Below are 20,339 nucleotides of genomic sequence, written 5' to 3'. Positions count from 1 at the left end.
GTGTAATCTTGACATGTTGAGGGCCCACAACTGAAAAGCTGTCAAAATAAAGGTGTATTCTTGACATGTTGAGGGCCCACAACTGAAAAGCTGTCAAAATAAAGGTGTATTCTTGACATGTTGAGGGCCTACATCTGAAAAGCTGTCAAAATAAATGCCTATTCTTGACAGGTTAAGGGCCAACAAGTGGAAAGCTGTCAAAATAAAGGCGTATTCTTGACATGTTGAGGGCCCACAACTGAAAACTTGTCAAAATAAAGGTGTATTCTTGACAGGTTAAGGGCCCACAACTGAAAAGCTGTCAAAATAATTATGTAATCTTGACAGGTTAAGGGCCCACAACTGAAAAGCTGTCAAAATAATGACGTAATCTTGACAGGTTGAGGACCACCAACTAAAAACCTGTCAAAATAAAAATCAGCATAAAAAAATAAACTTAAATACGGAGGTTACCTACATGAATACATACAAATTTCCTGAAGGTTTTTTATGGGGTGGTGCAACGGCTGCAAACCAGATTGAAGGGGGCTATCATGAAGGAAATAAGGGCCTGAATGTGGCTGATGTTCTGCCAGGCGGAAAAGCAAGATACGATATTTTAACAAAGCCAGGTTTTGACTTTGAAATCAAGTCGGGCGAGTACTACCCTAATCATGAGGCAATTGACTTTTACCACCGCTATAAAGAAGATATTGCTTTGTTTGCGGAAATGGGATTCAAGGCGTTCAGGATGTCAATCGCCTGGACGAGGATATTTCCAAATGGCGATGAGCAGGAGCCCAATGAGGAGGGGCTTGCGTTTTATGATCGGGTGCTGGATGAATTACATAAGTATGGGATTGAACCGGTCGTTACGATATCCCACTATGAAATGCCGCTCTATCTGGTAAAAGAATATGGAGGCTGGCGCAGCCGGGAAGTGGTTACTTTTTTTGAAAAATATGCCCGAACAATCCTAAACCGCTACAAGGACAAAGTTAAGTACTGGATGACCTTTAATGAAATCAACAGTGCTCTAGTTATGCCGATTAATGGTTTAGGCTTTTCGATTGAAAAAGAAGAAGATCGATACCAGCCGACTTTCCAGGCGTATCATCACCAATTCGTAGCAAGTGCTCTTGCCGTAAAAGCTTGCCGGGAAATTATTCCTGGTTCGCAAATCGGATGCATGATTCTGTTTGCACCAGTTTACCCTTATGACAGCAATCCGGAAAATGTACTGCACGCTTTACAGGAAGAACAGCTTTTCAATTATTTTTGCGGAGATGTGCAGGTTCGGGGAGAGTATCCTTCTTTCATTAAACACTACTTCAAGGATCACAATATTGAACTCAAAATCGAAGATGGTGATCTTGAAATTTTAAAAGAGGGCACTGTGGATTATGTGGGCTTTAGTTATTATATGTCACGTACCGAGAAGAAAGAGAAAGCGAACGAGGATTCCTCAGAAGGAAACATCATTGGCGGTGTGCGAAATCCGTTCCTAGAGGTAAGTGACTGGGGATGGGAAATCGACCCGGTTGGGCTTCGCATAAGCTTGAACAAACTGTATGACCGTTACCAAATCCCTCTTTTTGTTGTGGAAAATGGTTTAGGAGCTTATGATCAGCTTGAAGAAGATGGAAGCATCAACGATGATTATCGAATCGACTATCTCCGGGAACACATCAAGGCGATGGGTGAAGCGATTGAAGATGGTGTTGATTTAATGGGATACACAAGCTGGGGCTGTATCGACATGGTCAGCATGTCTACTGGTGAATTTTCTAAACGATATGGGTACATCTACGTGGACAAACACGATGATGGCAGCGGTACGCTGGAACGGAAAAGGAAAAAGTCTTTCTTCTGGTATAAAGATGTGATAGAGACCAACGGGGAAAAGCTATAAAAAACCAAGGGCTACTACTAAAACGGTAGCTCTTTTAAGTTGAAGAAATTTATTAGAAATAAAAGGAAATAAGGGGATTTTGTCGAATAATACATTTTTAACAACTATAAGAAAGGTATTCGAGTGAAAATCACTTTATAGTTCTTTCATTAGCAATAATCGTCATCTTCATCGAATTATGGCTAAGGCAAATTCTTCACATACTTGAGGTCTTAGGGAATCTCATAAACTTTATTTCAATTATCCGAAACCATCTAGGAGGAAAATTAATGTTTTTATACAAAATAGATGACCAATTATCATTAAAGCAGGCAGAAGTGAATGACGCAGAACGATTGTTCGAATTAACCGAAAGTGGTCGCGAATATATGAAAGAGTGGCTGCCATGGCTAGATTTTACAGTTACTGTTGATGATACAAGGGAGTTCGTCAAGGGAACGATGTTAGGTTATGCGGAGAACAGAAGCTTGACGACAGTGATTTTATATGAAGGGGAAATAGTGGGGACAGCTGGATTTAACAGTATCAATTGGTCAAACAAAACAGCATACATTGGGTATTGGCTCGGCCATGAATACCAGGGTAAAGGGATTATGACCAGAGTGGCCAAGGGGTTGACTGACTATGCTTTTCAACATCTTAAATTGAATAAGGTTGAAATTCGGGCTGCTGAGGAAAATAAAAAGAGCAGGGGTATTCCCGAACGGTTAGGATTTGTGAAAGAAGGAAGGATCAGGCAGGCAGAATGGTTATACGATCATTTTGTGGATCACATCGTTTATGGCGTTTTAGCTGATGAGTGGGATACCATTGAATAAAATAATCCAATTTAATAAAACACACGCCCAGGACCTCCTTGACCCTGAGCATATGCAAGAATAAATAGTCATAGAAGTGACTCAGCACCGTCAATGTAAACTTCTGTCCCGGTAATGTGGGAGGACAGATCGGATGCAAGGAAGAATACGAGATCGGCTACTTGTTCAGGTTTTCCGGCATGTTCTTCCAATGGCTGGTTGCCTTCGGGATATTCGACCGGAATCTTGATTTTCTCGAGATCATCTTGCTGCGGGAATGTATTTTTGCCGATGTTGGTTTCGATAGCTCCCGGGCAGATGATGTTGACTCTGATTTTATACTGAGCCAGCTCCAGTGCTGCCATTTTGCCAAAGCCGGTCTGGCCGATTTTTGAGGTGCTGTAGGCGGACATCCCGAAATTTTTGTAAATCCTGTTCCCGTTAATGGAGCTTGTAATGATGATGCTGCCGCCATTTTTTTTCATATGGGGGATGGCATACTTTACGGTTAGAAAAGTTCCCTTGAGATTTGTGTTGATTGTTTCGTCCCAATCCTCTGGTGCCAGATCCTCAATAGGGGCGATGACACCATTGATTCCTGCGTTTGCAAAGACTATATCAACTTTTCCCCAGGCTTCTGCAACTTTATGAAAACTATTCTCAACCTCTGCAGGCTTTGAAATATTACACTCAAGGATCATGGCGGTCCCTTCGGCATCTTCAATCAAGTCCTTCACGTTTCTGGCATTTTCCTCTTTTATATCTATCAAAGCAACTTTTGCGCCAGCGGATCCTAATTTTAGTGCAGCTGCTCTGCCGATTCCGGAGCTTGCTCCCGTTATAAAAGCGACCTTCCCATCTAATTTCCCCACATTTGCTTCCTCCTTCAATATATTTTGATATTTTTAACTTTGCCCATTTTATTGGAAAATAAAACAGTGTAAACTAGTAATATGGGATTCTATGATACTTTTGCCGCACAAAAACGTATGATTAGTTAGCCTCCTCAAATCTGGAGGTTTTTTCAACACTTGAAATTGTCGAATGAAATCATAAATTGTATTCTTCCAGGAGGTTGGATAGATGGACAAGCAGGAACATATCATTTCGAAAATGGATGAACTATTGGGTGAAATGAGGGCGGGAAGGGCGGAAAGCGCATCATCGATTGCTCTGCCGCTTCGCCATAAGAGTTTGCCAAAGTACATTCCGATTATCAAATTTCTGATTCTTTTGCTCTTTTTAGCAGCTGGTTTCGCTTCAGCATTCTGGTATTTCAAAGGGAATACGGGAAAGGTAGAATCAACTGTGTTTATCGAACAAGTTCACGGACTGGCTGCATTGGCAACTGCGGAAGCACATGTGAAGACTGTCATTGAAAAGGAAGATAATGAAATATTCGGAGAGAAAATCCGCTATAATCTTCCTGGGACCAAACGTGAAATGCTGCTGATTGTTCCAGCCACTGTAATTGCTGGAGTTGATCTGGAGGCTATCGATCAAAAAGACATGAAGGTGGACGAAGAGCGAAAGGTAATAGAAATAGTTCTGCCAAAAGCAACTTTCCTCCAGGAACCTTCCATTAAAATGGATCAGGTCAGAACCTTTTCAGATGAAGGACTTTTGAGTGGGAAAATAGAGTGGGATGAAGGCTTTGATCTTGCTGCCGCTGCCCAGGAGCAAATTAAGCAGGAAGCAATGAGTTCAGGAGTCTTACAAAAAGCTGACGAAAATGCCCAAGTCGTTTTAAAGGAGTTTTTTGGGCACCTGGGATATAAAACTGTTATAAAAGGACAGTAATATTTTTATGTAAACTGCGATTCTTTGAAAAGATTTTTCAATATTAAAAAGCGCGTTCAGAAAAATTATGCTTAACAGGGTCCAGTTTACACACTCATAAAAATATATACAAAACTCAGAGTCATACAATGCTCTGAGTTTTTTTGTTGTCTTAAAGATTAAGGTAACAAAAAAATATCATGATACGGCGGGCTGTCGAGTTTAGACTGTTTCAAATATCCTTCCTCCACCAACTCATCCAACCCTTTTTGAACTTCCTCTGGTTTCACTCCGAATAGATCCGCAACTTTCACGGTTGAGATTGTCATGTATTTAGGTTTTTTTGCTGATGACTGGATCATAGTCTGGACGCGATGCAGCAATTGGTTTTTATCCATGAATCTTACCCCTTATTTTAAAATTATTGCCATGATGCTAAATAATTTTCCCAGTAATGTAAATATTATTTAGGGAAATTAAAGGAGCTGAATGATCCATGGCGTACCATCCACCTTACAAAATTGCACAATTGACAGCTGAACATGGACAGAAGAAAGCGAATCTTCCTTTTTCAAGTGTGCTTGTACTGGGTTTTCTCGGCGGGGCTTTCATTTCCCTTGGCTATTTGCTTGATATCCGTGTCATCGCCAGTCTTCCAGAGGAATGGGGGTCGCTTAGCTCATTGATCGGTGCGGCTGTTTTTCCTGTAGGACTCATCTTGATCATTATTGCTGGCGGGGAACTGCTGACAGGGAATATGATGGCTGTTTCGATGGCTTATTTGTCCAGAAGGATCTCTCTGGGATTACTGTTGAAGAATTGGTTTTGGATTACTTTATTTAATTTAATTGGTGCCTTGTTTGTCGCCTACTTCTTCGGCCAGGTTGCAGAATTGACTACCTCTGGCCCTTATCTTGACAAAACGGTGGCAATCGCCGGCGGTAAGCTGGAGCATGGTTTCTTATCATCGCTCGTATCGGCAATTGGCTGCAATTGGCTGGTCGGTCTGGCTGTCTGGCTTGCATATGGCGCGGAGGATATCGGGGGTAAAATCCTGGCGATCTGGTTTCCGATTATGGCGTTCGTCGCGATTGGTTTCCAGCACGTTGTCGCCAATATGTTCGTCATTCCAGCGGCAATCTTCTCTGGCTACTACAGCTGGAATGATTTTATTGCTAACTTTATTCCCGTATTCATTGGCAATGCGATTGGTGGTGCTGTGTTTGTCTCAGTGTTTTACTGGATCGCTTATCGCGGAACAATGGAAACCGGATCCAGGAAAGAACCGAAGCGAAGGCCAAACCAGACGGGTACTAACCGGCATGGTTTGATGAGAGCTGCAGGATTAAGGAGGCAGGGAAATGAGTGATTCGAAATTTACGATACAGATTAATGGCAAGGAATACAGTGCCGTAGTGGGACAGAAGATTTTAGAAGTCGCAAGAGCTGAAGATGTCTTCATTCCTGGTGTCTGTTACCATCCAGACCTGGGAACCATCCAGACATGTGATACATGCTACGTGATGGTGGATGGCCAATTGACGCGGTCATGTACGATGAAGGCTGAGCCAGGGATGAAAGTCGATACCATGTCCGATCAGGTAAAGACAGCACAGTATGAGGCAATGTCAAGGATCCTTAAAAATCATGAACTGTATTGTACCGTTTGCGATAACAACAATGGTAACTGCACGATCCATAACACTGTTGAAGATATGGGGCTTGCCCATCAGAAGTATCCATTTGTAGCTAAACCGTATCCCCCGGATAATTCACATCCTTTTTACCGGTACGAGCCTGACCAGTGCATCCTTTGCGGCCGCTGTGTTGAAGCTTGTCAGGATTTACAGGTGAATGAAACGCTCACGATCGACTGGAGCCGGGAAGTTCCAAGGGTCATTTGGGACAATGATGTTCCGATTGACCAATCTTCCTGCGTATCCTGCGGGCATTGTGTGAATGTATGTCCTTGTAACGCCCTGATGGAAAAATCAATGCTCGGGAATGCCGGTTTTCTGACCGGAATCGCTCCAAATATTCTTGCTCCAATGATTGATATGACAAAAGAGGTGGAACCGGGGTATCGTGAAATTTTTGCTGTATCTGAGGTTGAAGCAGCAATGAGAAAAGCGCGGATTAATCGTACCAAAACGGTCTGTACTTATTGTGGAGTGGGCTGCAGCTTCGAGGTCTGGACAAAGGACCGTGAAATTTTGAAAATCCAGACAAAGACAGAGGCACCGGTTAACGGAATCTCCACTTGTGTAAAAGGAAAATTCGGCTGGGATTTCGTCAACAGTGAAGAGCGTCTGACAAAGCCGCTCATCAGAAAAGGCGAAGAATTTGTTGAGGCGACCTGGGATGAAGCACTCACCCTGATTGCCGAAAAACTTTCTGGAATCAAAGAGGAACATGGTCCGGATGCAATCGGTTATATTGCCTCATCAAAATGCTCAAATGAAGAAAACTTCCTGTTCCAAAAGTTCGCCCGGGGAATTATGGGGACTAATAATGTCGACAATTGCTCCAGATACTGTCAGTCTCCAGCGACGACTGGATTGATGCGAACCGTAGGACTTGGCGGGGATTCAGGAACTATGGAGGATATCATGGCATCCGAGCTTGTGATGGTGGTCGGCGCGAATCCGGCTGAATCACACCCTGTTTTGGCGACAAGGATCAAACGTGCCCACAAGCTCCATGGCCAGAAGCTCGTCGTCGTGGATTTAAGGGAGAATGAACTGGCCGAGCGAGCCGATTTATTCCTGCATCCTAATCCAGGAACAGATATCATCTTGCTGAATGCCATTGCGAAATACTTCTTTGATCAGGGCTGGGAGGATACAGCTTTCCTTGCTGAGCGTGTGAATGGCTTGGAAGAATTCAAGGCGTCTCTTGATAAATTCACGATGGAATATGCGGCAGAAAAAACAGGACTTACTATGGAAGAGCTGCTTCGCCTTGCCGAAATGATCAAGGAAGCCAAATCTGTCTGTATCCTGTGGGCGATGGGTGTTACCCAGCATATGGGTGCATCGGATACAAGCACTGCCATATCGAATTTGCTGCTGGTAACTGGGAACTATGGACGGACCGGAACAGGTGCTTACCCACTGCGCGGACATAACAATGTCCAGGGTGCTTGCGATTTTGGAACATTGCCGCCTTGGATGCCTGGCTATGAGCCTGTGAACGATGAAGCTGTACGTGCTAAATATACGGCTGCCTGGGGGGTAGACCTGCCTGAAAACCCTGGTTATGACAACCACCATATGGTTGAGGCTATCAATAAAGGGAAGATGAAAGCACTCTATCTGTTTGGCGAGGACATGGCTATCGTGGATGCGAACTCCAACTATGTACATTCCACCTTTGAAAAACTCGATTTCTTCGTAGTCCAGGATATATTTTTCAGCAAGACGGCTCAGTTTGCTGATGTCATTTTACCGGCTGCGCCAAGTCTTGAAAAGGATGGGACGTTCACGAACACTGAAAGGCGGATCCAGAGATTCTACAAAGTATTTGAGCCGCTGGGAGATGCGAAGCCTGACTGGCTAATATTCCAGGAACTCGCTAATCGACTTGGTGCTGATTGGAACTACCAGCATCCTTCCGAAATCATGGACGAGGCGGCCAAGCTCGCGAATATATTCGCTGGAGTAAGCTATGAACGGCTCGAGGAATGGGAGTCGCTTGTATGGCCGGTAAACGCGGATGGAACCGACACACCTCTGCTATACACCGATAAATTTGGCTTCCCTGATGGAAAGGCAAGGCTAGTGCCTGTCGACTGGACAGTACCATTCAATCCTGGCGTGGATTTTGATTTACATCTCAATAATGGACGCATTCTTGAGCAATTCCATGAAGGCAATATGACACACAAAACCGAGGGTCTGGTGCATAAAGTGCCTGATGTATGGCTCGAGATTTCACCTGAGCTTGCTGCTGAACGAAATCTTGAGGATGGGGCACTTGTCGGGCTGACTTCGCCATATGGCCATGTTGAAGTCCGGGTGATTGTGACCGACAGGGTTAAAGGGCATGAATTGTATCTCCCGATGAATACAGCGGAGGATAACGAGGCTGTGAACAGGCTGACAAGCAGCTATCACGATATCATTACCCATACTCCTGCCTATAAGGAGATGGGAGTTAAAATGGAAGTGCTCGAAATCTCTGGCGAACCGCCGCTACCGAAACATAATCACCGTTATGGAAACAGGATTCCTCAGATTAGTGTGAAGGTGGAGGAAAAATGGAAGCGGGCTGACTATATACCGATTTCAGAAATAGATGACTTGAAGGAGGGATATTATGGCGAAAGCGATCAGGCAAATTAGCAGGCAGGCCACGAATGAAACGGAAGAACGTGCCCAGGCTTTGGAAGAAATCATGCAAGCTCTTGCTGACAATAAGGAAGCCGTCCTATCAATGATTGAAATGGCGAAAGAACTTCATGAGGTTAAGGTCTTCGAGACAGCAGGCTCATTATTGAAGCAGCGTAATGAAGTAGGAGTCATCGCTATGCAACAGGTCAATCAGCCAGCTGTGCATAATGTCATCAAAAGTGGCTTTGGTTTGTTCAAGTTTCTTGGCGGATTGCAGCCGGCCCAGCTTGAGACCCTCATGAATGGTGTCACTCTTGGGTTGAAGCGAATGTCCCAAACTGGTGAAAAAGGCAAGAAACAAAGTATCTGGAAAATGAGAGTCAGGCTGCGCAGTCCGGCAATTCGGGCTGCGATGACCACGATGGTTGATTTTATGGAGGGAATGGGAGAGGCCTTCCTGAGGAGCAGGGAAAAACGTGAGTAGGGAGGAGTCACTGTGCATGAAAAGACGTTCAAAATCAGTAATATAAATTCTGACGATGATGCAGAGAAACTCGCTAGAGCAATGCTTGAGGTTTGGGGGATTTCCCAGGCAGAAGCAAGCACTGAACACAAAACCGTTACCATCAAGTTCGATGAAAGAATGTCTTCCCAGGAAGATTTTTTACAGGCGGTACGTGAAGCCGGATTTGACCTGACTAGTGAACAACTATAATACATGAGGTGACGATGATGAGAATATGTGAAGTTTGCGGAAGAAAAGAAGGCTTTGAAGAACATCAGGAAGATCTGTTCCAAGCTGTAAAGCTTCATGTTTGCGAAAGTTGCCGAGAGGATCGGAAGGCACCGACATTAGGAGACTGGGCTTATTGAACATGAAGGAAATTATCAGGGAATATGACAAGTGAAAATCCAGGCGAAACGAGGTGGCAGAACGCTGGAACCAATTGAAGTGAAACGGGAAATCATCCGATATGGAAAAGGTTGCGCGGAACGAGTTGAAGACAGTATTGTAACAGAACACCCTGTTACAATAAAAATCAATGGCGCAGAGTTTGCCACCCTTGTTTGCTCGCCGAATTTTATTGAGGACCTTGTCATCGGCTTTTTGGCTTCGGAAGGCGTAATCCGTAAGTTTGATGATTTGGAAGATATATGGATAGAAGAAAAATCAGGTACAGCACATGTGAAAACCAAAAATGTCAATCCATATTACCTCAATTTCCAGGGGAAAAGATACATTACTTCCTGTTGTGGAGCAGGAAGGCAGGGGTTTGTTTTTATCAATGATGCCCTGACTGCGAAAAAGATGGAACAGGTAAGGATAAAGATTTCATCCCGGGACTGTTTTTCCTTGATGAAGGGAATGCAGGAATCATCACAAGTGTTTCAAAATACGGGAGGGGTCCATAACGCGGCACTATGCCAGACAGGTAAAGTTGTGATTTCAAGGATGGATATTGGCAGGCATAATGCTCTGGATAAAATTTATGGTCACTGCCTGAAAAACAGTATTCCACTTTCTGATAAGGTCCTTGCCTTCAGCGGCAGAATTTCAGCGGAAATCCTCCTGAAGGCATCAAAGATTGGCTGCGAAATTGTTTTATCGAAATCTGCTCCTACAGAACTTGCCTTAAAGCTTGCAGAGGATCTGGGCATTACTACAATCGGTTTTATTCGAGATGAATCCCTTAATGTGTACACAGGCCAGGAAAGGGTATATCTTGGATGATCCTAATAGATATAAGATAAAAAGCTCTCCAAAAATGGGGAGCCTTTTTCATCTCTCATCTAAACCGTCAATCGAAACGAGCTGTCGTTCTTCATGGGTACCTCTTGCCGAGATGACCGCCATACTTGAAGTAGCATCGATGCTTTCAATCCAGATCGGCACTCCGTGGTAGTGGACGGAAATTTCATCTTCTGCAGTGAGGATTTCTTTTACCCGTTGCAAATCCATGGTTATCACCTCATACTTAAATTATCCATAGACAAAAACATGTATGTATAGGAGATTACGTGATGAACTTTGTGAAAAGCAGTCAGGAAAAAATCTCTGTTGAGATGGAAATCATGAATTCACATCCTGACTATAATTTACTGGCGGATGGGAAACGAATACTAGATGAACAAGATTTACTGAAGGAGCATGAAGAGGGAAACGACCTCGATAAAGAGCGTTTTCTCATCGAAGAGAAAGGGGAATATATCGGTATCATTGATTTTATCATGAAAAATCCAAGGGACGGAAAGCCGTGGCTAGGATTGCTGATTATACATAAATCCTGGACCAGGCAAGCACTGGCTGAAAAAGCTCTGGCTATGTACGAAGCAATGATGAACAAAAGAGGTATAATTGAAGTTCGATTAGGATGTTTTGCAGCCAACCAGCCCGGCTTATCATTTTGGACAAAGCAAGGGTTTATAAGGGTAAAACAAATAGAATTTCGTGACAAGCCGTTGTGGGTCATGGAAAAAAACATAGAAAAAGGCGAATCAAGCGAGTCTTGATTCGCCTTATTTTATTCGGTAAGCTCCTCAATATTCTTCCCTTCAACATACGAAGGTGTTTCCAATCCAAGTAAATTGTAGATAGTTGGAGCGATATCTAAGGTTGAGACGGAACCAATTTGCTTGCCATTGCTAATGTCTGGCCCCATGGCCATGAAGACAGCTTTCAATTTCTCCCGGCCAGGATCCCCGCCATGGGTTCCCAATTCAGGTGTCGGTTTAACAATATTAGATACACCCTTTCCCATAATATAACCTGGAGCAGCCATTAAAAGAACATCTCCTGCATTCCGTTCTTTTAAATTTCCTTGTTGAGGTATTTTTTTTATTTCCTGATATGGATGTTCTTTCGCATTTGTCAGATAGCCATACAAACTCTCTGTATTCTCCTTTAATCCATTGAAAGACAGATTGATGGTGCTATTCCATATTTCTTTAAGGTGATACTTGATGACTGGTCCATTCTCATTCCTGTCCACCTCAACGCCCTTGAAGGCTTGGATGATTTCAGAACGAATTTCTTCATATTTTTCATGCGGCACGATTCCATATTTTTCGCGTGATTTCAAATTGATGTAAACATGAGCAGCAGATCCACTTGGAATCGCAATTGCTTTCGATTTTTTGTAATCAATCTTTCCAGCTGAGTCAAGTACGAGAAGGTTATTGTCCTTCAAAACTTTATTAGGCTCAATCGCTGAATGTGCAGGTTCCATTCCATGGTCAGATACGATGAACAAGTAATCATTTTCATCCAGTGCTTTGACTGTTTTGCCTACTGTCTTATCAGCCGTCTTATACGCCCACCGAATATATTCAGCGTTCTTCTTTGATTCATTCTCTGTAAAACCAGGCTGTCTTGGGTCAGTTAGCAGATACTTATGCTCCTGATGGTCAATTTGCGGCGCGTAAAACATCAGTAAATCAGGCTCATACTCGTTTTTGATAAAAAGGGACACGTCAGTTACCCAGTTTGCAAATCTTTCCGATATTTGTTCGTATTCTTTCCTTGATATCCAGCCCTTTTCAAGTGCACGGTCATCCTCCTGAGGTGGAAAGAAACCGAATTTTCCCCTGATTTGTTCAGAAAAATCTTTTGGTCCATCTATCAAACCGGATGTTACTGCTGATTGGTAAATCACAGCCCCATTGTCGAGACTTTGGTCCTCAGCTGTGATCTTGAACCAAAATCCTGCATTGCTGTTTTCTTGAACCCTCAGTTCCATAGATCCCCATCCATTGGATATGACCGGGTTGTTTCTTTCCGTTTTTTGATCGGTGACCATGAATGAATCATAATTTTTTTCCCGGTCATTGGTTGAATCAACGGCTAGTACATGAACCTTTTGATTTTTACCGTCTTTGACTTTAATGTGAAAAGATGCTTCCTTTAATGGACTGTAACTCTCAGGAGGCCTACTCCACCCCGAAGCCTCCTGGAAATGGAGTTTCTCCTGTTTGCTCGGGGACCATGTATCTCCATAATATATCGTGAAGTCTGCTTGTTTCCCGACGGCTGGATTGGCACCGGCAAAAGCAACAGTGGCAGTTGTTTTCCCCTGTTTTCTGGCTGATACCCACAACGGATCCACCTCAAGCTCACTCATAAAAGCATCCTTTTGGTTTGTCATTGCTGAGTCTTTCTGCTGCCAAACATTGCTGACGATGGATGTTTTAAGAGGAGTCGCTCCTGTAGCGATTGCTGCATGTGAAGGTGCCGTGAGAGAAGGCCTTACGGTGGTGGAATATTTCGCCATAGTTCCATTTTTGATCACATGTTCTATATTAGGCAGTTTGCCGTCCTTTACATAATTCCTTGTAAGGTCATTTCGCATGCCATCAAATGAGATCAGGACTACCTGACTCTTGTTTTCTGCATTTGCCGTTGTAGCGCAAATACCTGATAAAAAAATAATAAAGGTGATGAACTTAAAGATTCTTGTTGTCATAAACTCTCCCTCGCTGATTTTATAGAAGGAATTTACCTTTTTTCGAGGCTTGTAAAACTTTTAGAAAATTAATTCTTTAGTTTTCCGAAGAGAAATTTTGCTTCTCGATAAAATCTCCATATTTATTTGATATAAATTCCTTATATAAAGGCTCTGTTAAATAGTCTGTTGATTTTCGTTCCAGGCGCTTCGCTTTCCGCGGGGGAAGAATTATGAAAAAGCTCAAGTGCCAGCTTTTTCAAAGACCAAATTCTTCTTGGCTGGCGCTGAGCCTCTTCGTCGCTTTGCTCCTGAGGGGTCTCATCTGACCAGCTGCGCCCGCAGGACACTGAATAGCTTCCTCGAATCGGCCCACGCACGATGGAAATGCGTTAGCATTTTCGGAGGAGTCTACGCGCCTTCCACTACAATTAACAGGAGTAAAAACAACAATAGTTTTTAACAGAGCCAATATAAAGAGGAGGTATTTAAACAATGAATATAAGTATCAAAAGGTTGATGATCTTAGTTTCAATGTCTGCGGCACTATTTTTAACAGGGTGCACAGGGGAGGATGACAAATCAGGATCTGGTGGTCACAATGCTCATGAAAATATGGAGCATTCAGGTTCAGGGGATCTGCCAGATGGTTTGAAGGAAGCGGATAATCCCAAATATGAAGTGGGCAGCAAGGCCATCATAACCGATGACCACATGCCTGGAATGGACGGAGCGGAAGCCACAATTGTTGGTGCCTATGACACTACCGTGTACTCGCTGTCATATGACCCGACAAATGGAGGCGAGCGAGTGGAGAACCATAAGTGGGTGATCCATGAAGAACTGAAGGATCCAGGAGAAGAGTCTTTGAAGCCAGGAGATGAAGCCATCATCAATACCGAGCATATGGAAGGAATGGAAGGGGCAGAAGCAGTGATCGATTCGGCTAAGGACATGACTGTTTATATGGTCGATTTCACGCCGACAGACGGATCGGAGAGGGTAACGAATCACCAGTGGGTCACTGAAGACGAGCTGAAACCTGCTGAATAAGCTAAACGATTACCAAAATATACACGATTGTACCTCCAAAAGTCTGGGTATATAACCTTTAAGAATGAGGAGGGATGACTCATGAACAAACTAATCAAAACAGCGATCAAATGGGGACCTGTCCTGTATCCAATCGTCAAGAAAATGATGGACAGCAGGAAATCTTCAAAACTGAAAAGCAGTTACTCAAAATAAAGCTTAAGGGAAGCCGCACATTGTCGTTAAGTGACGATGTGCGGCCTTTCTCTGCATACAATCAAGCAATGAAAATTATTCTTTATATTTGGACCTATTGTTCATGTTATAATAGTGGAATAAAATACATATAGTTGGCTTTCACTGGTCTCTTAAAAGGAAGGTATCTATGGTTGAGGATAATATAACGAGAATTGACATGAATGGTAAGGAATACATATTAATCGGGACGGCGCATGTTTCCAGGCACAGTGCCGAACAGGTGAAAGAAGTTATTGAGGCTGAGAGGCCTGACTCCGTATGTGTTGAACTGGACGAGCAGCGATACAAAACGATTACTGAAGGCTCCAAGTGGCAGGAAATGGATATTATCCAGGTCATTAAGGAAAAAAGGGCATCGCTGTTACTGATGAATCTGGCTATTTCATCCTTCCAAAATCGAATGGCGAAGGATCTTGGAATCAAAGCGGGCCAGGAAATGATCCAGGGGATTGAATCAGCAAAGGAAGTCGGAGCAAATCTTGTACTTGCCGATCGCAATATCCAGATCACTTTTTCAAGGATATGGGGCAATCTGGGCTTGAAAGGAAAGGCACTTCTGCTTAGCCAGATTATAACAAGCATCTTCAGCAAGGACAGCATATCCGAGGAAGACCTTGAAAAGCTGAAGGAACAGGATACTATCAACGCGATGTTGAATGAGTTCACGGAGACTTTTCCTCGTTTGAAAAAGCCATTGATCGACGAACGCGATCAATATTTATCCCAAAAAATCAAGGATGCGCCAGGAGAAAAAATCGTCGCTGTCCTGGGTGCTGCCCACGTGCCTGGCATAAAAGAACAGATTAAAAAAGAACATGACCTGAAAAAACTAAGAGCGGTTCCGCCAAAATCCAACTGGCCAAAAATCATAGGCTGGAGCATTCCTGTGTTTATTCTGGCCATCATTGTTTACACATTTGTTGCAAATCCGTCTGCGGGTTTTTCCCAGACAATTAGTTGGATTCTTTGGAATGGCAGCCTTTCTGCCCTGGGAGCAGCCATTGCCATGGGACATCCACTAACCATACTGACAGCATTTATAGCAGCCCCAATCACATCGTTGAACCCTTTGCTTGCGGCAGGCTGGTTTGCAGGTCTGGCACAGGCGTATATACGGAGGCCAAACGTTAGAGACTTCGAAACCCTTTCAGAAGATGTTTTCAGTGTAAAAGGCTTCTGGAGAAACAAAGTCAGTCGTATTTTACTAATCGTTGTCCTTGCCAATCTCGGAAGTTCCATCGGGACTTTCATTGGCGGGGCCGATGTCATCAGGGTATTCATTGAAAATCTTTAGGAGCACTGAATAAGATATTAAATATGATTACACAACAGTAAATAACATGCCAATAAGCAGTTCATTTCCTTACAGAATTGAACTGTTTTTTTATACGAAGGTATTCAACTACCATGTAAAAAAGAAATTAGCCATCCAATCCTTATCAAGGAGATCATGGAAAAAGGAATGAGTGTAATATTAGCGAATTAATATTATATATATCTTATATCTAAAATAAGTTGGTGAATTATGAAGGTAATTGAAAGAATACAAGAATATATAGATAACCAGTACAAAACACCAAAAGGACTAATCGGTACCGTGATCGGTGAAAAGATGGTAAAGCAGCATAAGCCAGAAACATTATGGACCATCCAATTATTAAATATTCAACAGAGTGAGAGTGTGCTGGAACTTGGATGCGGTTCCGGTTATGCAATGAAACTTCTTCTTGAGCAAGATAAAGCAAATTCAGTAATTGGACTGGACCTTTCTCCAACTGTGATTCGGTCAGCTAAGCTGCGAAATAAAAAAGCATTTTTGGAAGAAAAAGCGGATTTTGTACAAGGAAATGTAAAGAGTTTGCCTTTTGAAGTTGAACAATTCGACAAAGTGTTCAGTATTCACACAATTTATTTTTGGGATGAATTATCTATGACAGTATCGGAAATATATAAAGTTTTAAAGCCTGGTGGCAGTCTCGTACTAACCCTTTGTGATGGCAAAAATGATGTTATATGGGATGGAGTAAGAGGGATGATAGAAGAACAATTAATCCCGATTATGAAGAACCAGGGCTTTTTAGAGGTGGAAGTAGTAAAAGGACCAAATTCAAGACAATATCATACAATCGCAGTTTTGGGTAAAAAGTAATTCAACGATTCTCAACCAGCTCCTTATGCCATTGAACTATTTTAAGGAAAAAAACGAAAAAAAAATCATCCTCGTTTGCAGGATGATAAAAGGCAGAAAGTTCAGTTCAGAAAAAACCTTATTTTGACTTATGCGTTGCATTCTTCTTGTATTCAGCCTGGCGTTTTGCATCCTTCTTAAATTCTTCCATTGCCTTGCTGTAAAGTAAGCTCATTTTCCACACCTCCTTTTTGCCTGTCATTCTTATTAGCTTTGTTCCCTGTGATATGGGAATTAAAACATGAAAATTTAGTTGGTAAAAAAGCGAAAAAGGCGCTCGAAAATGAGCGCCTTTTTGCTATCCCTGAATTAATCTTTGTAAATGTCCCTATTTTATTCTTTCAGTCTGAAACCCCTCTGATCACTTTATCGTAGAGGACCTGGAATCCGTATAAAACAAAGGTTTTGAATAAAAAGACGATGGATAACTGGAACTTTGTCAACCGGACCAGGGTAACATATCCGATCCTCTTAAAAATATCCAAAACATAATAAGTAAACAGGGAGTCAATCAGGATATTGACCAGCAAATACAAATTGAACTTCTTATAGGTGTACTTCAAGATCCAAAATGATCCTATGAAAAATGGACCCCAAATTAACGGCAGCTCCCCAAGTACGTTCGGTTTAATTTTAAAAGGAAACCACCACCATTTTCTTTTTTCCGCCAATCTTCCTTCGAACATTAAATAGATGCCCATAAACACAGTGCCAGGGAGAAATTTACGGACTGTTTTTTTATCGAGAAAGGGCAGAGAAAACCAGGGCAGTATGGCAATGATCGCGATGTAAAGTTTTAAATTTTTCATAAGCCCACCTTATATAATATAAAATAATGTCTACTGTATTACTGTTATTATCTCTATTAAGGCCTAAAAGATGAGTATCTTTAAAAATTTCTCAGCCGTTCATTCATTTCTTCCTGTTTTAAACAGTATTATTTAGAAGATAAAGGAGGAGATGAGGATGATTTCTCTCTGGGATGAACATTTGTTTTGGCTGGAAATGCTGCAGGATCATGCTTATTTTGTAAGAGATGCATTGTCGCCGGAAGAAAAAGAGTACGTATATCAAGCAGAGCAGTTTATCGAACTATATGCTGATCTTTTAAAGAGGCTTCAGGGAATACCGCGGAATGCAGATTACGCAAACAGCCAGATGATTGATTTCGCAAGAAGGGCATGGACGGTTGCAAAGAACTACTTTGATTTTGAAGGAACGCTGCAGGCATTGCGGATAGACAATCAGATCAATTTGAACCTTTCTCCGACATACTTAAATGGAACAATGAGTGAAAATCAGGAATATTTGAGGATATTACAGTACCTCGTTCATGGGCAGGAACCGGTCAGGCTTTCAATTGTTGAGCTTATGGATCTTTGGCTTGAGGATCAGCTCGGACATGCGGTGCTTTTTGAAAATCTTCTTGATCCAATAGAAGCAGGAGCCAATGCGGCAGCACAGGAGTTTAAGCGCAGGTACCAGCTGTACATCGTACAGAACCATCATTTGAGAAATTATCTTAGGGTGAAAGAACCAGGCTTTGCACGACAAAAGGCATTCGTTTATGAAGTTGGAAAAACGACATTGGAAATGAATCAATTCATTAAGAATATGGTTTTAAAATATAAAGAACATACGTTGCTGAATAAATCCACCCTTAGATTCCTTGAGCATCATTTTCCGGAAACATGCTATTTCCTGACGAATCTAAGTTACTATGAGCCTAGGCTGAAGTCTGAAATCGGAAATTGTTCGCTATCCAAGCCGTCGTTTTAGTGAGTGTAAATAACAAGAAGGACAAGATTTTAATGATCAAAAAGCAAAATAATGAAAAGAATGTGAAAATTATCGGGGGATTTGTGAACATTTTGTGACATTTTTTCGTAAATTCTGTTAATATATACAGTACATACGAAAAAGGTGGAGGAATGAGAAGTGGGTAAACTTCTTATGTACTTTTATTTAACTGTTGGTATTTATTGTATTGTAAGCGGATTCCTTGCTGTAGTTTCACATGGGTTCCAGCATGCAGTCCTGTCCCTGTTCCTGGCGGTCTTCAATTTTGCCATGTTTTCCTTGTTCAAAAAAGAAGGGAAGATGCCTCGGCTTCGTTTGATCAAAGGACATAAAAGCGAAATAGCATAAAATCGAGCGATCTTAATTCATGGGTTGACCGCTATTGGCAATTGATATTGAGATCGAATAAACCGTTCCGTTTTGAAGTGTATATGGGCTAAAAAGGTACAGCAAATGGCGTGGAAATTGTCCACGCCATTTTTCCTATTGTCCAGACTTTATAAGCAATTTCATTACAACAAGTATTACAACGAGATGGAATTTTATGTTAAAATAAACAAGAAATATTTTTTAAAGGATATAATTTCGGAGAATAAAAAGGGAGTGCAAATAATGATTTAAAAAAAGTGAGACGTTTGAATGGGTAAAATCCTTTATGGTTGCAATTATTTTAGCCTTCATTATTCGCACTTTTTTCTTTAGTCCTATTGTTGTTGACGGTCATTCAATGAATCCTACACTCCAGGACAAGGATCGTATGGTTGTAACTAAAATAGGGGAACCAAAAAGATTTGATATTGTTGTGTTTCACGCCCCAGATGGTAGGGATTACATAAAACGTGTAATCGGACTCCCTGGTGACAGCATTGAGTATAAAAATGATGTTTTATATATAAATGGTAAGGCATACAACGAACCTTACTTAGAAAAATATAAGAAAAAACTTAAGGATGGAACTTTAACATACTCTTTCACTTTAAAGGAGACCGCTGTTGGTAGTGAAACGGTCCCTAAAGATAGTTTGTTTGTATTGGGAGATAACAGAAGGAAAAGCAAAGACAGCCGCGATATTGGAGCGATACCAATGGAGAAGGTAATAGGGACAACAAATGTTGTTTATTATCCTATAAAAGAAATTAAAATCGTAAATAACTAATCACTGCTTATCTATATTGTTGGCATCGGGTGCGTTAATCCAAAAAGGATCAGCCACCTTTTTTGTTGAATTCCTTATTAAGCTAAGAAGCAGGTTGGTTAAAAAACAATACCATAAAAGAGGGGGATTATTATGGTACATAGTACACAACAAGCTTACACACCACCAAAACATTTTGTTTCAGCAGCAAGTATTGTAATCAATGATGAAAAGGAAATTTTGTTAATTAAGGGACCTAGTAGAGGATGGGAAATGCCAGGTGGAATAGTTGAAGAAGGCGAGTCTTTGAAAGATGCAGCAGTAAGAGAAACTAAAGAGGAATCTGGTATTGATATTGAAGTTCTAAAATTCTGTGGAATATTTCAGAATGTGAACAAATCAATATGTAATACGTTGTTTTTGGCAAAGCCAATCGGAGGAGAATTAACGACTTCATCAGAGAGTTTAGAAGTAGGGTTCTATCCAATTCAGAAGGCATTAGAAATGGTTACCGCAGGAAACTTTAGCCAAAGAATTGAATACTGTCTTGATAATAGCAAACACCCATTTTATATAGAATTTTAGGTAAAAGTAAATGAAATAACAGTATTTCTTATTAAACTCCCTCAGTTAGATACGATTATCTCTCGAATACTCACTTATTCGCAGGATTTCAAATCACTTGAAAG

At 41.8% G+C, this 20,339-nt stretch carries 21 protein-coding genes and 1 pseudogene; 16 read left to right on the top strand and 6 right to left on the bottom strand.

The window, feature by feature from the left end; genetic code table 11:
• Positions 1-457: 457 nt before the first annotated feature.
• Positions 458-1,891, top strand: coding sequence for a glycoside hydrolase family 1 protein (locus tag FS736_RS22965; RefSeq protein WP_144481443.1), 1,434 nt, complete (start codon positions 458-460; stop codon positions 1,889-1,891).
• A 269-nt stretch (positions 1,892-2,160) separates the two neighbouring features.
• Positions 2,161-2,709, top strand: a complete 549-nt coding sequence (locus FS736_RS22960) for a GNAT family N-acetyltransferase (RefSeq protein ID WP_144481442.1) — start codon at positions 2,161-2,163, stop codon at positions 2,707-2,709.
• A 68-nt stretch (positions 2,710-2,777) separates the two neighbouring features.
• On the opposite strand, the gene FS736_RS22955 is transcribed toward FS736_RS22960, so the two are convergent.
• On the bottom strand, positions 2,778-3,560 hold the full coding sequence (locus tag FS736_RS22955; RefSeq protein WP_144481441.1) for an SDR family oxidoreductase: 783 nt from the start codon (positions 3,558-3,560) through the stop codon (positions 2,778-2,780).
• Positions 3,561-3,771: 211 nt separating this feature from the next.
• Between FS736_RS22955 and FS736_RS22950 the strand changes: the two genes are divergently transcribed.
• Positions 3,772-4,488 (top strand): DUF4230 domain-containing protein, encoded by a 717-nt coding sequence (locus FS736_RS22950; RefSeq protein ID WP_144481440.1) that lies wholly within the window; start codon positions 3,772-3,774, stop codon positions 4,486-4,488.
• A gap of 158 nt (positions 4,489-4,646) precedes the next feature.
• Here the strand turns inward: FS736_RS22950 and FS736_RS22945 are convergent, their stop codons facing one another.
• Positions 4,647-4,865, bottom strand: coding sequence for a hypothetical protein (locus FS736_RS22945; RefSeq protein ID WP_144481439.1), 219 nt, complete (start codon positions 4,863-4,865; stop codon positions 4,647-4,649).
• Between the two features lie 98 nt (positions 4,866-4,963).
• Between FS736_RS22945 and FS736_RS22940 the strand changes: the two genes are divergently transcribed.
• From FS736_RS22940 to fdhD, 5 genes are all read left to right on the top strand, one after another.
• The gene (locus FS736_RS22940; protein WP_144481438.1) at positions 4,964-5,836 is read left to right on the top strand and encodes a formate/nitrite transporter family protein; all 873 of its coding nucleotides are present in this window, start codon (positions 4,964-4,966) and stop codon (positions 5,834-5,836) included.
• Positions 5,829-8,810, top strand: coding sequence for a formate dehydrogenase subunit alpha (fdhF, locus tag FS736_RS22935; protein WP_144481437.1), 2,982 nt, complete (start codon positions 5,829-5,831; stop codon positions 8,808-8,810). Before FS736_RS22940 ends, fdhF begins: the two co-directional genes overlap by 8 nt.
• On the top strand, positions 8,785-9,282 hold the full coding sequence (locus FS736_RS22930; protein ID WP_144481436.1) for a DUF1641 domain-containing protein: 498 nt from the start codon (positions 8,785-8,787) through the stop codon (positions 9,280-9,282). The genes fdhF and FS736_RS22930 overlap by 26 nt, the downstream gene beginning before the upstream one ends.
• A 12-nt stretch (positions 9,283-9,294) precedes the next feature.
• Complete coding sequence (locus FS736_RS22925; protein WP_144481435.1) at positions 9,295-9,513, top strand: heavy-metal-associated domain-containing protein; 219 nt, start codon at positions 9,295-9,297, stop codon at positions 9,511-9,513.
• Between the two features lie 222 nt (positions 9,514-9,735).
• Positions 9,736-10,530: a formate dehydrogenase accessory sulfurtransferase FdhD gene (gene fdhD, locus FS736_RS22920; protein ID WP_144481444.1), complete on the top strand. Its 795-nt coding sequence runs from the start codon at positions 9,736-9,738 to the stop codon at positions 10,528-10,530.
• Between the two features lie 48 nt (positions 10,531-10,578).
• Here the strand turns inward: fdhD and FS736_RS22915 are convergent, their stop codons facing one another.
• Complete coding sequence (locus FS736_RS22915) at positions 10,579-10,758, bottom strand: H-type small acid-soluble spore protein (RefSeq protein WP_144481434.1); 180 nt, start codon at positions 10,756-10,758, stop codon at positions 10,579-10,581.
• Between the two features lie 62 nt (positions 10,759-10,820).
• Here FS736_RS22915 and FS736_RS22910 point away from each other — a divergent pair, with 62 nt between their 5' ends.
• Positions 10,821-11,309: a GNAT family N-acetyltransferase gene (locus FS736_RS22910; protein ID WP_144481433.1), complete on the top strand. Its 489-nt coding sequence runs from the start codon at positions 10,821-10,823 to the stop codon at positions 11,307-11,309.
• Between the two features lie 11 nt (positions 11,310-11,320).
• Here FS736_RS22910 and FS736_RS22905 read toward each other — a convergent pair whose 3' ends face one another.
• On the bottom strand, positions 11,321-13,258 hold the full coding sequence (locus tag FS736_RS22905) for an alkaline phosphatase family protein (protein ID WP_144481432.1): 1,938 nt from the start codon (positions 13,256-13,258) through the stop codon (positions 11,321-11,323).
• A 140-nt stretch (positions 13,259-13,398) separates the two neighbouring features.
• Entirely contained in the window at positions 13,399-13,587 is a 189-nt protein-coding gene (locus FS736_RS22900; RefSeq protein WP_144481431.1) for a hypothetical protein, read from the bottom strand.
• Between the two features lie 145 nt (positions 13,588-13,732).
• Here FS736_RS22900 and FS736_RS22895 point away from each other — a divergent pair, with 145 nt between their 5' ends.
• The 3 genes from FS736_RS22895 to FS736_RS22885 all read left to right on the top strand — a co-directional run bounded on the left by FS736_RS22895 (position 13,733) and on the right by FS736_RS22885 (position 16,676).
• Positions 13,733-14,290 (top strand): YdhK family protein, encoded by a 558-nt coding sequence (locus tag FS736_RS22895; RefSeq protein WP_144481430.1) that lies wholly within the window; start codon positions 13,733-13,735, stop codon positions 14,288-14,290.
• A gap of 364 nt (positions 14,291-14,654) precedes the next feature.
• The gene (locus tag FS736_RS22890) at positions 14,655-15,821 is read left to right on the top strand and encodes a TraB/GumN family protein (RefSeq protein WP_144481429.1); all 1,167 of its coding nucleotides are present in this window, start codon (positions 14,655-14,657) and stop codon (positions 15,819-15,821) included.
• Positions 15,822-16,052: 231 nt separating this feature from the next.
• On the top strand, positions 16,053-16,676 hold the full coding sequence (locus FS736_RS22885; RefSeq protein ID WP_144481428.1) for a class I SAM-dependent methyltransferase: 624 nt from the start codon (positions 16,053-16,055) through the stop codon (positions 16,674-16,676).
• Positions 16,677-17,056: 380 nt separating this feature from the next.
• Here FS736_RS22885 and FS736_RS22880 read toward each other — a convergent pair whose 3' ends face one another.
• Positions 17,057-17,524 carry a hypothetical protein gene (locus tag FS736_RS22880; RefSeq protein WP_144481427.1) on the bottom strand — a complete coding sequence of 156 codons (468 nt, stop codon included), beginning with the start codon at positions 17,522-17,524 and terminating at the stop codon, positions 17,057-17,059.
• 157 nt (positions 17,525-17,681) lie between these two features.
• Here FS736_RS22880 and FS736_RS22875 point away from each other — a divergent pair, with 157 nt between their 5' ends.
• The 4 genes and pseudogenes from FS736_RS22875 to FS736_RS22860 all read left to right on the top strand — a co-directional run bounded on the left by FS736_RS22875 (position 17,682) and on the right by FS736_RS22860 (position 20,235).
• Entirely contained in the window at positions 17,682-18,494 is an 813-nt protein-coding gene (locus FS736_RS22875; protein ID WP_144481426.1) for a DUF2935 domain-containing protein, read from the top strand.
• Positions 18,495-18,653: 159 nt separating this feature from the next.
• Positions 18,654-18,863, top strand: coding sequence for a hypothetical protein (locus FS736_RS22870; RefSeq protein WP_144481425.1), 210 nt, complete (start codon positions 18,654-18,656; stop codon positions 18,861-18,863).
• Between the two features lie 274 nt (positions 18,864-19,137).
• Positions 19,138-19,671, top strand: a pseudogene (gene lepB, locus FS736_RS22865) (signal peptidase I); the annotation flags it as partial.
• A 132-nt stretch (positions 19,672-19,803) separates the two neighbouring features.
• Entirely contained in the window at positions 19,804-20,235 is a 432-nt protein-coding gene (locus FS736_RS22860; RefSeq protein WP_144481423.1) for an NUDIX hydrolase, read from the top strand.
• The last annotated feature ends 104 nt before the right edge of the window (positions 20,236-20,339 follow it).

Source organism: Cytobacillus oceanisediminis 2691 (assembly GCF_007678455.1).
GTDB classification, from domain to species: domain Bacteria; phylum Bacillota; class Bacilli; order Bacillales; family Cytobacillaceae; genus Mesobacillus; species Mesobacillus oceanisediminis_A.
Note: the sequence above shows the minus strand (reverse complement) of the source record. Positions and strands in the feature narration are given on the sequence as shown.

What these genes read in the sequence shown, in the direction of transcription:
- FS736_RS22965 (WP_144481443.1), top strand. Translation starts at nt 458, where the DNA reads ATGAATACATACAAATTTCCTGAAGGTTTTTTATGGGGTGGTGCAACG.
- FS736_RS22960 (WP_144481442.1), top strand. Translation starts at nt 2,161, where the DNA reads ATGTTTTTATACAAAATAGATGACCAATTATCATTAAAGCAGGCAGAA.
- FS736_RS22950 (WP_144481440.1), top strand. Translation starts at nt 3,772, where the DNA reads ATGGACAAGCAGGAACATATCATTTCGAAAATGGATGAACTATTGGGT.
- FS736_RS22945 (WP_144481439.1), bottom strand. Translation starts at nt 4,865, where the DNA reads ATGGATAAAAACCAATTGCTGCATCGCGTCCAGACTATGATCCAGTCA.
- FS736_RS22940 (WP_144481438.1), top strand. Translation starts at nt 4,964, where the DNA reads ATGGCGTACCATCCACCTTACAAAATTGCACAATTGACAGCTGAACAT.
- fdhF (WP_144481437.1), top strand. Translation starts at nt 5,829, where the DNA reads ATGAGTGATTCGAAATTTACGATACAGATTAATGGCAAGGAATACAGT.
- FS736_RS22930 (WP_144481436.1), top strand. Translation starts at nt 8,785, where the DNA reads ATGGCGAAAGCGATCAGGCAAATTAGCAGGCAGGCCACGAATGAAACG.
- FS736_RS22915 (WP_144481434.1), bottom strand. Translation starts at nt 10,758, where the DNA reads ATGGATTTGCAACGGGTAAAAGAAATCCTCACTGCAGAAGATGAAATT.
- FS736_RS22910 (WP_144481433.1), top strand. Translation starts at nt 10,821, where the DNA reads ATGAACTTTGTGAAAAGCAGTCAGGAAAAAATCTCTGTTGAGATGGAA.
- FS736_RS22905 (WP_144481432.1), bottom strand. Translation starts at nt 13,258, where the DNA reads ATGACAACAAGAATCTTTAAGTTCATCACCTTTATTATTTTTTTATCA.
- FS736_RS22895 (WP_144481430.1), top strand. Translation starts at nt 13,733, where the DNA reads ATGAATATAAGTATCAAAAGGTTGATGATCTTAGTTTCAATGTCTGCG.
- FS736_RS22890 (WP_144481429.1), top strand. Translation starts at nt 14,655, where the DNA reads ATGGTTGAGGATAATATAACGAGAATTGACATGAATGGTAAGGAATAC.
- FS736_RS22885 (WP_144481428.1), top strand. Translation starts at nt 16,053, where the DNA reads ATGAAGGTAATTGAAAGAATACAAGAATATATAGATAACCAGTACAAA.
- FS736_RS22880 (WP_144481427.1), bottom strand. Translation starts at nt 17,524, where the DNA reads ATGAAAAATTTAAAACTTTACATCGCGATCATTGCCATACTGCCCTGG.
- FS736_RS22875 (WP_144481426.1), top strand. Translation starts at nt 17,682, where the DNA reads ATGATTTCTCTCTGGGATGAACATTTGTTTTGGCTGGAAATGCTGCAG.
- FS736_RS22860 (WP_144481423.1), top strand. Translation starts at nt 19,804, where the DNA reads ATGGTACATAGTACACAACAAGCTTACACACCACCAAAACATTTTGTT.